Annotated in this window: 11 protein-coding genes and 1 pseudogene; 10 read left to right on the forward strand and 2 right to left on the reverse strand. The window is 64.1% G+C overall.

The features are described from left to right. Positions 1–85: 85 nt before the first annotated feature. Complete coding sequence (locus tag ACM6JT_RS16360) at positions 86–2,563, reverse strand: AsmA family protein (RefSeq protein WP_414856851.1); 2,478 nt, start codon at positions 2,561–2,563, stop codon at positions 86–88. 404 nt (positions 2,564–2,967) lie between these two features. On the opposite strand from ACM6JT_RS16360, the gene ACM6JT_RS16365 reads away from it, so the two are divergent. The 9 genes and pseudogenes from ACM6JT_RS16365 to ACM6JT_RS16405 form a co-directional block, all read left to right on the forward strand. Next, positions 2,968–3,528 (forward strand): hypothetical protein, encoded by a 561-nt coding sequence (locus ACM6JT_RS16365; protein WP_131947611.1) that lies wholly within the window; start codon positions 2,968–2,970, stop codon positions 3,526–3,528. Between the two features lie 346 nt (positions 3,529–3,874). Beyond that, positions 3,875–4,081 carry a hypothetical protein gene (locus tag ACM6JT_RS16370; protein WP_105393474.1) on the forward strand — a complete coding sequence of 69 codons (207 nt, stop codon included), beginning with the start codon at positions 3,875–3,877 and terminating at the stop codon, positions 4,079–4,081. Between the two features lie 35 nt (positions 4,082–4,116). Next, a complete protein-coding gene (locus ACM6JT_RS16375; protein WP_072444060.1) occupies positions 4,117–4,299 on the forward strand; it encodes a hypothetical protein in 183 nt (60 codons plus the stop codon). A 553-nt stretch (positions 4,300–4,852) separates the two neighbouring features. Further along, entirely contained in the window at positions 4,853–5,752 is a 900-nt protein-coding gene (locus tag ACM6JT_RS16380; RefSeq protein WP_217589035.1) for a LysR substrate-binding domain-containing protein, read from the forward strand. A 163-nt stretch (positions 5,753–5,915) separates the two neighbouring features. After that, the gene (locus tag ACM6JT_RS16385) at positions 5,916–6,665 is read left to right on the forward strand and encodes an SDR family NAD(P)-dependent oxidoreductase (protein ID WP_414856852.1); all 750 of its coding nucleotides are present in this window, start codon (positions 5,916–5,918) and stop codon (positions 6,663–6,665) included. Positions 6,666–6,738: 73 nt separating this feature from the next. Further along, the gene (locus tag ACM6JT_RS16390; RefSeq protein WP_217589037.1) at positions 6,739–8,064 is read left to right on the forward strand and encodes an MFS transporter; all 1,326 of its coding nucleotides are present in this window, start codon (positions 6,739–6,741) and stop codon (positions 8,062–8,064) included. A 40-nt stretch (positions 8,065–8,104) separates the two neighbouring features. Further along, on the forward strand, positions 8,105–8,950 hold the full coding sequence (locus ACM6JT_RS16395; RefSeq protein ID WP_111021075.1) for a transketolase: 846 nt from the start codon (positions 8,105–8,107) through the stop codon (positions 8,948–8,950). After that, the gene (locus ACM6JT_RS16400) at positions 8,947–9,945 is read left to right on the forward strand and encodes a transketolase family protein (protein WP_217589040.1); all 999 of its coding nucleotides are present in this window, start codon (positions 8,947–8,949) and stop codon (positions 9,943–9,945) included. Before ACM6JT_RS16395 ends, ACM6JT_RS16400 begins: the two co-directional genes overlap by 4 nt. Positions 9,946–9,948: 3 nt before the next feature. Then, a pseudogene (locus tag ACM6JT_RS16405) lies at positions 9,949–10,188 on the forward strand (integrase core domain-containing protein); the annotation flags it as partial. A gap of 174 nt (positions 10,189–10,362) precedes the next feature. Here the strand turns inward: ACM6JT_RS16405 and ACM6JT_RS16410 are convergent. After that, positions 10,363–10,491: a hypothetical protein gene (locus tag ACM6JT_RS16410; protein ID WP_258285093.1), complete on the reverse strand. Its 129-nt coding sequence runs from the start codon at positions 10,489–10,491 to the stop codon at positions 10,363–10,365. A gap of 424 nt (positions 10,492–10,915) precedes the next feature. Between ACM6JT_RS16410 and ACM6JT_RS16415 the strand changes: the two genes are divergently transcribed. Then, positions 10,916–11,680, forward strand: coding sequence for a hypothetical protein (locus tag ACM6JT_RS16415; protein ID WP_414856882.1), 765 nt, complete (start codon positions 10,916–10,918; stop codon positions 11,678–11,680). Positions 11,681–11,759 lie beyond the last annotated feature (79 nt).

Below are 11,759 nucleotides of genomic sequence, written 5' to 3' on the forward strand. Positions count from 1 at the left end.
GAGTGCGGCCGGCCCTTACGCTCCCGTGCCGCCATTGCTCGACGCAGCAGGTCGACGTCTCCGTCCGAACCCGAATACCGCGGCCTTACCGGCCAGGAGCGGCGGTTCGGCCCGCACGCGTCGCTTGCTCGGGTTCGACAGCCGCCGGCGCGTGAGCCTGTGAAGCCGGCGGCGCCGCATTCATATACGCCGGTGCAGCCTTTTTCTCCTTTCGTACTCCCGGTGGCGGCGCGGTCGGGCGCTGCTCCATGTCGGTCAGCATCTGCTTGCACGGCAGCGGCTGATTGCGGCCCGGCTGGAGCAATGCGAGCAAACTCGCGAGCGGATTCAGCAGGCCCAGCGCCACCGCCGCCCCGCCGCGCGCGATGAGCGCCCCCGGCTTCACGCCCACGTGAGGCTGCTTGAAGGTACCGGTGACGTACAGCGGCGAGCGCAGCGATACCACCCGGAACCCCTTGGTATGCGGATGGATCGTCAGGTTCATGGTCTCGTCCCGCAGGTTCACGTTCCCGTTCATGCCGATCACCGCATCTGCGGTGTCGAGCGCGAATACGCGCGAGTCGAGCACGCCATTGGTGACCACGAAATCGGCCACCGCGCAGTTGATCTTCACGTCGCGATCGCCGAACAGCTTCTCGTACACCACGTTCGCCACGTTCAACCCGGCCGCTTCCATCAGCAACAGGCTTACGGTGCCGTCCGTGACCAGCGTCTTCACTTCTCCGTTGGACGTGGCGGCGAGCGCCGCCGGCGAGTTGCCGGTGGCCGACAGCGCGGCATCGCCGTTGACTTCGCCGAGCGCCGTCTGCATGACCTCGAACGTCGGGAATAGCCGCTTCAGCTTCAGGTGCCGCGCCTGCAGCGTGAACCGCCCCTTGAGCGGCGTGCCGCTGCCGTCCAGGTGGATGTTCGACGCCAGCGTGCCGCCCGCGACGCCGAAGTTCAGCGGGTTGAGCGTCAGCACGCCGTCCTGCATGACGACGTGGGTCTTCAGATCGGTGATCGGCAAGCTCGGGGACTTGATGATGCGCTGCCCGGTGAACCGGACGTCGGCGTCGATCTTCTTCCAGCGCTCGGTGCGGAACGCCTCGACCGGCAGTGCCTTGTTCGCGGGCTGCGCGACCGCGGCGCCGCGGCGCGCCTTGCTGGCATTCGTGTCGGCGCCGATGAGCGGCGCAAGGTCGGCGAACCGCAGCACCTTCGACACCAGCGTGCCCGACAGGAGCGGCCTCGGTTCGCGCGAAACGTACACCAGCGTGCCGGTGAGATCGCTGCCGCCGACACGCCCCGTGAAGTCCTCGTACTTGAAGACATTGCCGGACGCGCGGAATTGCCCGATCAGTCGTCCGTCGGTCGCATAGGGCGGGGTCTCGGGCAGCGTGATGCCGGTGACGTCGTACAGGTGCGCCATGCTGGTGCCCGCGAGCCACAGTCGCAGGTCGACCGCCGCCAGGTGCGCCGGATCGGTCAGCGTGCCGACCAGCGCCAGCTTCGTATCGCCGAAGCGCAAATTGGCCTGGACCGGAAACGGGCGCTGAACGCTTTGCAGCCCCAGCACGTTTCCGATCTTGCCAGTGCCGGCGACGTGCCCTTTCTTGTAGGTTCCGTCGACGGTCCACCCGATCGTGTAATCGCCCGTGCTTGCGGACGCCGCGGGCGCGGCGCCTGCCGACGCGCCGGACGCTGCGGAGGCCGGCGCGCCCGACGCCGCCGTCGCGGACGTGCTCGACGCAGCCGATGCAGCCGATGCCGCCGGGGCGATCGCGGTAGTGGATATCGCGGCCGACGCTTGCGACGCCGCGGCCACCGCTTGCGACGCCGCTGCCGATGCGCGGGATGCCGCTTCGATACCCGACCCGGGCGCCGGGGATCGTGCCGCACCTTGGTGTACCTGTGCCGCGAGTTTCTTTTGGCCCTCCTGGCCGACGGCCTGCGCCGATTCGCTGCGCGCCAGCGCCGCCTGCTGCTTCAGCGCATCGCCGAACGCAATCGGCTTGCCGAGTGTGTCGATCACACCGCTCAGGTCGAATTGCTTCTGTTGGTCGTAGTAGCGGAGCTTGCCGGTGGCGAACGCGATATCGTGCAGGTCGAGCGTCCACTTGCCCGGATGATCGGCATTCTTGAGCTGGAACGTCCAGTTGACGCGCCCGTCCGCGAGGCGTTCGAGGTCGACGGACGGATTGACGAGGTCGATGGCCGGAATCACGATGCGGCGCGCGAGCAGCGGCAGCGCCTCGACTTCGAAGCTGATCGCGTCGAGCGTGGCGAAATGCTTCGTGCGCGCCCAGTCCGGGTTGGCGATCGTGACATTGCCGGCGCTGAATCGCGGCCACGGCACCCAGGCGCGCCAGCCGTGCTCGCTCACGGGCCGGTGCCACCCGACACGCAGGTCGCCGTTGATGGCGAACTGCCGTCCGATCGCGTCCGATACCTTGTCGTCGACCCAAGGGCGCGCGCGGTTCCAGTCGAACGTCACGATGAAGACGAACAGCGCGGCAATCGTCAGGGCAACGACAACGGCGAGCCACGCAGCCACCTTGCCGACGGTATGGCCGTTGCGCATCTTTCACTCCCGGGTTGGGCTGCACCGAAACGATGGCGCAATTCGTGTTCCCGAATGCGCTTCGACCGGCCAACCGGTCTGTTTCAGCGTTGCAACCGGGCAGGCGAGTCGGGAAATGGCGAGCCCAATGGGATCGGGAAGGGGAACCTTCCGCATCGACCCCGAAGGTTTCGACAAGGGCGAGCGACGTGTGCAGGCGCTTGAGCCGTGCGAAACGTATCAACGCTGAAACATTTTCATCCGTTCACGGCGACTTTCCGTGTATTCCGGCGGTTCGTATCGCCGTGCGAATCGAGTGCATTGCGATGGCATATCGCTTGCTACTGAGATTGACCCGCAGACGAGTGATCCGGGAAATAGCGTCCAGGTGCGATCGTCTTCATGAGGATCAAGAGGAAATCGTAATGAGCATACTTGCGACTTACACGTTCGCATTGCAGCACGGCAGCCATGTGACGTTCCTGATTCCTCAGAACGGCTGCCCATCCGGCGCGGCCCAGTTTTTCCTTGCCGCGCATCTGTCCGATGGCGCCGGATCGCTCGCCGACAGATTTCATCGAGCGAACAGGTTTGCCGAGCTGACTTCACCCGACGCGCACGAGAATTTGTCCTATCGCTACCTGGTCGATCTCGGCGGGCATATCGTCGCGTTTCGGCACGACTCGGAGGGGAACGAGTGGGAGCGGTTTTTCTCGGGACACTACGCGGAATTCATCAATGGGCACGCGCCGCTCAAGGTGCTCGGCGACGGCGTGCTGAAGCACATCAAGTCCTGCACCGGCGGAAATGACGAATGGGTGACGCGCGGGCAGCTTGTCAGGCGTCATGCCGCAGCCGTGGAGACACTGTCGTTGCAACGCGAACGATTTCCGGAGCGGGCGGATGTGATTTCAAGCTATCAAAGCGATGTCGACGCACTGGCCGTTTCTCTCCGGCGATACAGCGAATGTGAGGATTTCGAATGAATGCAGGAGAATGTTTCTTGAAGATATCGACCTGCATTATCTGACAGCTTCAAAAATGAATGATTTGGTGATTATATGAAATACGGTGGTATTTATATATTCATACCATTTCGCATGTTTTCTTAATTTAGATCAATGATAACGTTTCCGAATCAGGGCATCCACCTATGAGGTAGCGGACCGAAATGGATGCGAGCGCGTTAGAATGTGCCCACTAAATTTCGCATTGAATCGTCGCAGGAAATGGTGAGGGCGTTACAAACTCTCGAGCACCTCGTTACGTTGAAAGCGGGAGGCATGCGTTCGCGCATGTATACACAATCCAATTGTCCGATACGAACATTCCATGCAGACCATGCTAAGTCCGCACGAAATTACTACTTTAATGATCGTTCGGGATGCGCCAGATCAGATCGAACTGGATCGCGACGAACTCGTCACGCTCATCGAGCATCGCCTGATCGCCCTTGATCAGCCGGCATCGGGTTGTCGGCGTGTCCAGGTTACTGCAGAGGGCCGCGCTGTCCTGAGAGCGGTGTCGCGAATGCGCTAAGTGATCCGAGTTGGCCGAAAATGACGGAGGCTGCTATGAGCGGAGCATGGGTCGGGTTCGTGGTCGGCGCGTTCGTGCTGGCGTTTGCGGCAATTGCCGCAATGAACCGCTATCGCCGCGAACATCGTCGCGCGGAACTGCTTAGAAATCTGGACCACCATGAATGGTGGCACTGGACTCATACCTCCACTGCGGGTTCGCGAACCGCGAAAAGATGAACCACGCACATCGCAGGCCAGGCATCCGGCAGCAGGTCGCGCGCGACACGTTGCAATGACGCGTCGCGCGTGGCCGTCTCTACCAGGTACTTCTTCGGTCACCACAACTGCCTCTACGGGGTGCGTGCTGGCGGGCGCGCCTGAGGTTCGTTACTCCGGAGAGGGTGAAGGTGTATCGCTATGGTATGCAGCAGGGGTCGCTTTGATTCCGGTGCAATTTTCCGGATAGATCTACCCCAGCTTGGCGGTGCCCCTGACTTCCTGAGATTCCCTTCCGAAAGCGACGTTCCACCAAACGATCGGCCTCTTCGCGGCCACGACGTCAGGGCATGCGAGTCCACCGTGTGCCATATTTGCCTGAGCGTTTTGATCTGGTCATGCGAAGCGGCGTGGAAGCGCGTTTCGTCGGCAAGGAGGTGGGCGGCAGGAGCCCGGATCGACCGGCGCTCTAGAATTGATGCCTGTGCCGAAGCGCCTTTGCCCGGACAAACCGTTCGACGTTCATGTCGACGCCGGCCGGTCGGGCGAGTAGACCTCCTCAACGGATTCCAACATGCGCATCCCACCACTAAAGGCAATCATCGCGTTCGAAAGCGTGGCCCGGACCAAGAGCGTGAATCGCGCTGCGGACGAGCTCGGCCTGACCGCATCCGCCGTGAGCCACCAACTCAGCAACCTCGAATCGCTGATCGGTCAGCCGCTGTTCCAGCGATCGGGGCGCGGACTCGTCCTCACGCCGACCGGCGAGCGCTACCTGGCGGACGTCACCGGCTCGCTGGCCGACCTGAGCCGCGCAACCGAGCGCGCGTCGAGCCGCACCGAAGTCGATATCCTGCGCGTGCATTCGAGCCCGAGCTTCGGGTTGATGTGGCTGCTGCCGCGGCTGTCGTCGTTTCAGGAGGCGAACGGCGATATCCAGCTGAACCTCGCGTGCTCTTACGAAAACGTGTCGTTCTCGAACGGCTTCTACGATATCGATGTCCGGCACGGCTACGGCAACTGGGACAACCTCGAGGTCAGGACGGTGCGCGGCGAGTTCATTGCGCCGCTCGCTTCGCCGCAATATCTCGAACGGCATCCGGTGAAGGCGCCGGAAGAACTGCTCGCGCATCGGCTGATCTATTCCGAAACGCCGTTGGTCCAGTGGAAGCAGTGGTTCGGTCGAGCCGGCGTATCGCTCGCGGCTCAGAAGACCTTCGATTTTTCATTCGACCGGTCATACATGTCGCTCGAAACCGCTGCGCTGGGCCTGGGCATCGCACTCGAAAGCCTGATGCTTGCGTCGGTGAAGATCCGCGAAGGGCTGCTGGTTCCGGTGTTCGACGACACTCATGCGGTCGAAGTCGGCGCTCATCACCTCGTTTACCCGCGGCAGAACGCGGAACTGCCCCGCGTGAAGCGTTTCCTTGCATGGATCGAGCGGGAGGTCGCGGCTGACGGGCGGCCGGGCTGAGCGCCACGCCCTCCGGTCCGCACGCGATATTGCGTTGCAGCACCCGCGGCGCGCCGTGCGGCGTCATCTGAAATTTTCTCAACTATGGCTGAGCGTTTCCGCGTTGATGCGGGTGTCCGGTGAGCCGACACTCTGGACACACATCAACAACTGGAGACGACCGATGTTGCTCGACAACAAGACCATCATCGTGACAGGCGCCGCATCGCCGCGCGGTATCGGCAAGGCCACGGCCCGCACGCTGGCTGCACATGGCGCACGGGTTGCGATTCTCGACCTTCGCCGCGAAGACGCCGAGGCCGCCGCCGCCGAACTCGGGACGGACCATCTCGGCCTGGCATGCGACGTGACCGACCGCGACGCGTGCGTGGCCGCGGCCCGCGCGACGCTGGAGCGCTTCGGCCGCATCGACGGCCTCGTGAACAACGCCGGCATCACGCAGCCCGTGCGCACGATGGACATTTCCGGGCGCGACTTCGACGCGATCGTCGACGTGAACCTGCGCGGCACGCTTTACATGTCGCAAGCGGTGCTGCCGGCGATGAAGGAGCAGCGCGGCGGCAGCATCGTATGCATGTCGTCGGTGTCCGCGCAACGCGGCGGCGGCATCTTCGGCGGCCCGCACTACAGCGCCGCGAAGGCCGGCGTGCTCGGCCTCGCGAAGGCGATGGCGCGCGAATTCGGCGCCGACCATATCCGCATCAATTCGATCACGCCGGGCCTGATCCAGACCGACATCACCGGCGACAAGCTGACGCCCGACATGCGCGAGGAGATCATCAAGGGCATTCCGCTCGGCCGCCTCGGCGATGCCGCCGATGTCGCCAACGCATGCCTGTTCCTGCTGAGCGACCTGTCGAGCTACCTGACGGGCATCACGCTCGACGTCAACGGCGGGATGCTGATCCACTGAAACGGTGCCGCGAAACGCGCGGCGCCGCCCATCATGCACCCGGGACAACCCGGGGCCATGGCAGGAGACAAACATGAGAGCAAAATACCCCGCACCGCCGGTTCCGGGCGAGATGCTGCAACGGGACGATGCGCGGACGTTCGAAGCGGCCACCTACGCGAAGGTGGCGCGACGGCTGATCCCGTTCCTGATGCTGTGCTACCTGGGCGCCTATCTCGACCGCGTCAACGTCGGGTTCGCGAAACTGCAGATGCTCAACGACCTGCGTTTCAGCGAGACGGTGTACGGCATGGGTGCAGGCATTTTCTTTCTCGGCTACTTTCTGTTCGAAGTGCCGAGCAACCTGATCCTGCATCGCGTCGGTGCGCGCCGCTGGCTCGCCCGCATCATGCTGACGTGGGCAGTCATTTCGGCGAGCTTCGTGTTCGTCAAGTCACCCACCGCGTTCTATGTGCTGCGGTTTCTGCTCGGCGTCGCCGAAGCGGGCTTCGCACCGGGTGTGATCCTGTACCTCACGTACTGGTTCCCGTCGGCACGCCGCGCGAAGGCACTGTCGCTGTTCTTCATGGCGATTCCGCTGGCGGGGATCATCGGCGGGCCGCTGTCGGGCGCGATCATGCATTCGCTGCACGGCGCGATGTCGATGGCGGGCTGGAAGTGGTTGTTCCTGCTCGAGGCGCTGCCTTCGTTCGTGCTGGGCTTTGCGATCCTGCTGTATCTCGATGACGGCATTGCCGGCGCGAAATGGCTGACCGATGCCGAAAAAGCCTTGCTGGCGCGCAACGTGTCGGCCGACGCCGAGCACACTACCGCCCACCTGTCGATTCGTGCGTTCGTCGCCGACCGCCGCCTGTGGCTGATGGCCGCGATCTACTTCTGCGTCGTGCTCGGTCAGTACGGCCTCACGTTCTGGCTGCCCACGATCATTCGCAAGGCCGGGGTCGCCGATCCGCTGTGGGTCGGCCTGTTCACCGCGATCCCGTATGCGTGCGCAATCGTCGCGCTGCCGCTGATCGGCATGAGCGCGGATCGCCGCCGCGAGCGCCGCTTCCATCTCGCGGTGCCGATGCTGATCGCGGCGGCGGGCTTCGCGACTTTGCCGACGCTCGGCAGCGTCAGCGCGTCGATCGTGTGCCTGAGCATTGCGTCCGCCGGCATCCTCGCGTCGTCGTCACAGTTCTGGTCGCTGCCGACGGCCCTGCTGGGCGGGATGTCGGCGGCGGCGGGCATCGCCGCGGTCAACTGCTTTGCCAATCTCGCGGGCTTCTTCTCGCCTGCGATCGTCGGCTGGCTGAACGACCTGACCGGCAAGTCCACTGCGGGACTGCTCTTCATCTCCGTCGCGATCACGGTCGGCGCTCTGCTGGTGTTCCTGGTGCCCCGATCCGTCAACCGCTGATTCGATTTGCATTCCTTCCGACTCAATACTGGAGCTATCGATGGATACCGAAACCATCCATGAAGCGGTCACGCTCGCCGAGCGCGCGTACCGCATCCGAAGAAACGCCGTGCTGATGGGCGAAGTCCAGGGGCAGGGCTATGTCGGCCAGGCGCTCGACATCGCCGACGTGCTGGCCGTCGCGTATTTCGGCGCGATGCGCTATCGCCCCGACGATCCCGAGTGGGAAGGGCGCGACCGGTTCCTGCTGTCGAACGGCCACTACGCGATCGCGCTGTACGCGGCGCTGTTCGAAGCCGGCATCCTGCCGGCCGAGGAACTCGAAACCTACGGCAGCGACGACAGTCGCCTGCCGATGTCGGGGATGGCGAGCTATACGCCCGGCATGGAAATGTCCGGCGGTTCGCTCGGGCAGGGCCTGACGATCGCGGTCGGTCGTTGTCTGGGCCTCAAGCGCAAGGGCTCGGATGCCTTCGTCTATACGCTCTTTTCGGATGGCGAGCTCGACGAAGGTGCGATCTGGGAAGGGCTCATGTCGGCCGCGCACTGGAAGCTCGACAACCTGATCGCGATCGTCGACGTGAACAACCAGCAGGCCGATGGCCCGTCGACGCAAGTCATGGCGTTCGAGCCGCTGGTCGACAAGCTCGAAGCATTCGGCTGGTATACGCAGCGAGTCGACGGCAACGATATCGACGCGGTAAAGCGCGCGTTCGACAACGCGCGCCGACATGACAAGCCGCAGCCGCGGATCATCGTCTGCGACACGAAGATGGGGCGCGGTGTGCCGTTCCTCGAAGCACGCGAGAAGAGCCATTTCATCCGCGTCGATGCGCACGAGTGGAAGCTCGCGCTCGACGCACTCGAAGCAGGGAGACACGCATGAGCACCGTCGACAACAAGCCGCGCCTGAAGACTTCCGCGATGATCGCGTCCATCGCGGCAGAAGGGCAGACTACGCGTCCCGCGCCGTTCGGCCATGCGCTCGCGAAGCTCGCGCGAACGAGCAGCCATGTGATCGGAATGACCGCCGATCTCGGAAAGTACACCGACCTGCACATCTTCGCGAAGGAATTTCCGGAGCGTTACTACCAGATGGGCATGGCCGAGCAGTTGCTGATGGGCGCGGCCGCCGGGTTCGCGCACGAAGGGGCGCAGCCGTTCGTCACGACCTATGCGGTATTCGCCACGCGCCGTGCATACGACTTCATTCATCAGGCGATTGCCGAGGACAATCTCGATGTGAAGCTGGTGTGCGCGTTGCCGGGACTGACGACCGGCTACGGGCCGAGCCACCAGGCCGCCGAAGATCTGGCGCTGATGCGTGCGATGCCGAACATGACGGTGATCGACCCGTGCGACGCGCTGGATATCGAGCAGATGGTGCCGGCCATTGCTGCGCACAAGGGGCCGGTATACGCACGCCTGCTGCGTGGAAACGTGCCGGCCGTGCTCGATGAATACGATTACCGTTTCGAACTCGGCAAGGCCAAGCTGCTGCGCGACGGCAACGACGTGCTGCTGATCTCGTCCGGGATCATGACGATGCGCGCGCTCGAGGTTGCGAAGGCACTTGAAGCCGATCGCGTCGATGTGGCCGTGCTGCATGTGCCGACGATCAAGCCGCTCGATACGGCAACCATCGTTCGCGAGGCGGCGCGCAAGGGACGCATGGTGATCGTCGCCGAGAACCATACGGTGATCGGCGGGCTCGGCGAAGCGGTGGCGACTGCGTTGATCGGGGCCGGCGTTGCCGTACCGTTTCGCCAGATCGCGCTGCCGGATGCGTACCTCGCCGCGGGCGCGTTGCCGACGTTGCACGAGCGCTACGGGATCTCGACCGGCGCGATGCAGGCGAACATCAAGTCGTGGCTCGCGTAGCAACTGAAGCCACTGACGCCGCCGGTGTGCAGCCCGCCGAGCAACGGCATGGCTGAGAGCTTCGTGAAGACGATGAAGCGCGACTATGGGGCCTTCTCGTGCTGAAACCGGATGCAGCGACGGCCGCGCGGAATCTCGCCGTTGCGTTCGAGTATTGCAACGAGAAGCATCCCCGGATGCGCGCTGAAATATCGCTCACCACGCGAGTTTCGACGCGCGGTGGATTCATCGACCGTAGTGTGAGGCTGGGTCCGGGACTGCGGGGTAACTCCGCTTTGTGTCGTGGCCGCGGTGGCCATCGGCTCCGCGGCACGTGACAGGTGCTGTTGTGCCGGGGGGGCGCTGAGACGGCAAGCAGTGTGGATTCTGGTCCGGATTGTCCGTTGGGAGCGGCGAGGTGTGCTGGAACCGCTTCCGTCACAACAGGCAGATCCGACGCAGCGTGACCGTTCTCAGATAGACGGATTTATCGAGCCATGGCACGAACACATACTCGTCATATGCGTCGCAACCGATCAGAATCCAGTGGGACAGAACGTTGGACATGATGGTCTCCTTGACTCCGTTCGCTTCGATGTGAAGGGCGCCGACGCGTCGCGGTCGTCATCCGTCGGCCCACACACCGTATACCTGGCGAGTACGGCGTCTATTCCCGAAACCGCGCGATGCACTTCTTGCGCGGGATGTCGCGCGTCGCTGGAATAAACGGGCCCGCTCCGCGGTATGCCGATCAAGCACCGGACGCATCGACGGGGAGGCGCCAATGAACGGCAAGGAGAGGCAAACCCGGAACATTCCGGGCCGATCGCGGCGCGATCGCGACGGTGCCCCGCAGGTGAACGAGGCATGGCGGCCATCGTTGTTCCAGGATCGCATCGGCATGCGCCCGCCGCGGCGCAACCGCGCGCCGCGTCCCGCGCTGCAGGCGATCGACTCCGATGCCGGTAAACCGGCGTCGGCGCACGACGGGATGCACAAGGCCGCGCGAAGGCTGCAACTCGGTTCCGGCATCCTGCTGTGGCTCTATATTTCCGTCCATATGGTCAATCACGCGCTCGGCATCTGGTCGATCGATATCGCCGAGCGCGGGCTGCACCTGGCAATCGGGCTCTGGCAAAGCGCGCCCGGCACGATCCTGCTGTATGGCGCGGCCGGCCTGCATTTCGCGCTGGCGATCCGCACCATCTACGGCCGCCGACACTGGGCGCTGCCGCCCGCCGAATGGCTTCGTCTGTGGGCGGGCCTCAGCCTGCCCTTGCTGTTGATACGTCACGTCGTCGGGACACGGGTTGCGACATCGTTCTACGGCTTCGAGCCGAACTACGAACGGGTCATCGTGTCGCTCCTCACGAGCGGCACGCAGGGTTTGCAGATCGCGCTGCTCGCACCGGGATGGGTACACGGCAGTCTCGGGCTGTGGTTTCATTTGCGCCGCCATGCATTTTTTCGGCGTGCGAAGTTCGTGCTGCTGGCGATGCTCGTCCTGCTGCCCGTGCTGTCGGCGGCGGGATTCGTGCAGATGACGCGTGCGATCGTGCCGGGAAGTCTCGCCGTACCGGCACCCGACGCGGCGCTGGTCGCGCACCGCGCCGCGCTCGACGGCTGGCGACATCTCCTCGTCGCCGGGTATCTGTCATTGATTGCGGCCGCGTTCGCCGGCGGTCAGCTGCGAAACAGGTTCTCCAGCGGCGATTCGCACGATCCATCCCGCGAGCAGCGGCGAACGGACGCATGAACACTGCCCGCCCGCTCGCGGTTCGCGTTCCGCGCGTGTCGATTGCGTCCCGTACGGGGGCGCCGGCCGGGCAAAGACT

This window comes from Burkholderia sp. IT-111MI5 (assembly GCF_949752865.1).
In the GTDB taxonomy this organism is placed as follows: Bacteria; Pseudomonadota; Gammaproteobacteria; order Burkholderiales; family Burkholderiaceae; genus Burkholderia; species Burkholderia pyrrocinia_C.

What these genes read in the sequence shown, in the direction of transcription:
- ACM6JT_RS16360 (WP_414856851.1), bottom strand. Translation starts at nt 2,563, where the DNA reads ATGCGCAACGGCCATACCGTCGGCAAGGTGGCTGCGTGGCTCGCCGTT.
- ACM6JT_RS16365 (WP_131947611.1), top strand. Translation starts at nt 2,968, where the DNA reads ATGAGCATACTTGCGACTTACACGTTCGCATTGCAGCACGGCAGCCAT.
- ACM6JT_RS16370 (WP_105393474.1), top strand. Translation starts at nt 3,875, where the DNA reads ATGCAGACCATGCTAAGTCCGCACGAAATTACTACTTTAATGATCGTT.
- ACM6JT_RS16375 (WP_072444060.1), top strand. Translation starts at nt 4,117, where the DNA reads ATGAGCGGAGCATGGGTCGGGTTCGTGGTCGGCGCGTTCGTGCTGGCG.
- ACM6JT_RS16380 (WP_217589035.1), top strand. Translation starts at nt 4,853, where the DNA reads ATGCGCATCCCACCACTAAAGGCAATCATCGCGTTCGAAAGCGTGGCC.
- ACM6JT_RS16385 (WP_414856852.1), top strand. Translation starts at nt 5,916, where the DNA reads ATGTTGCTCGACAACAAGACCATCATCGTGACAGGCGCCGCATCGCCG.
- ACM6JT_RS16390 (WP_217589037.1), top strand. Translation starts at nt 6,739, where the DNA reads ATGAGAGCAAAATACCCCGCACCGCCGGTTCCGGGCGAGATGCTGCAA.
- ACM6JT_RS16395 (WP_111021075.1), top strand. Translation starts at nt 8,105, where the DNA reads ATGGATACCGAAACCATCCATGAAGCGGTCACGCTCGCCGAGCGCGCG.
- ACM6JT_RS16400 (WP_217589040.1), top strand. Translation starts at nt 8,947, where the DNA reads ATGAGCACCGTCGACAACAAGCCGCGCCTGAAGACTTCCGCGATGATC.
- ACM6JT_RS16410 (WP_258285093.1), bottom strand. Translation starts at nt 10,491, where the DNA reads ATGTCCAACGTTCTGTCCCACTGGATTCTGATCGGTTGCGACGCATAT.
- ACM6JT_RS16415 (WP_414856882.1), top strand. Translation starts at nt 10,916, where the DNA reads ATGCACAAGGCCGCGCGAAGGCTGCAACTCGGTTCCGGCATCCTGCTG.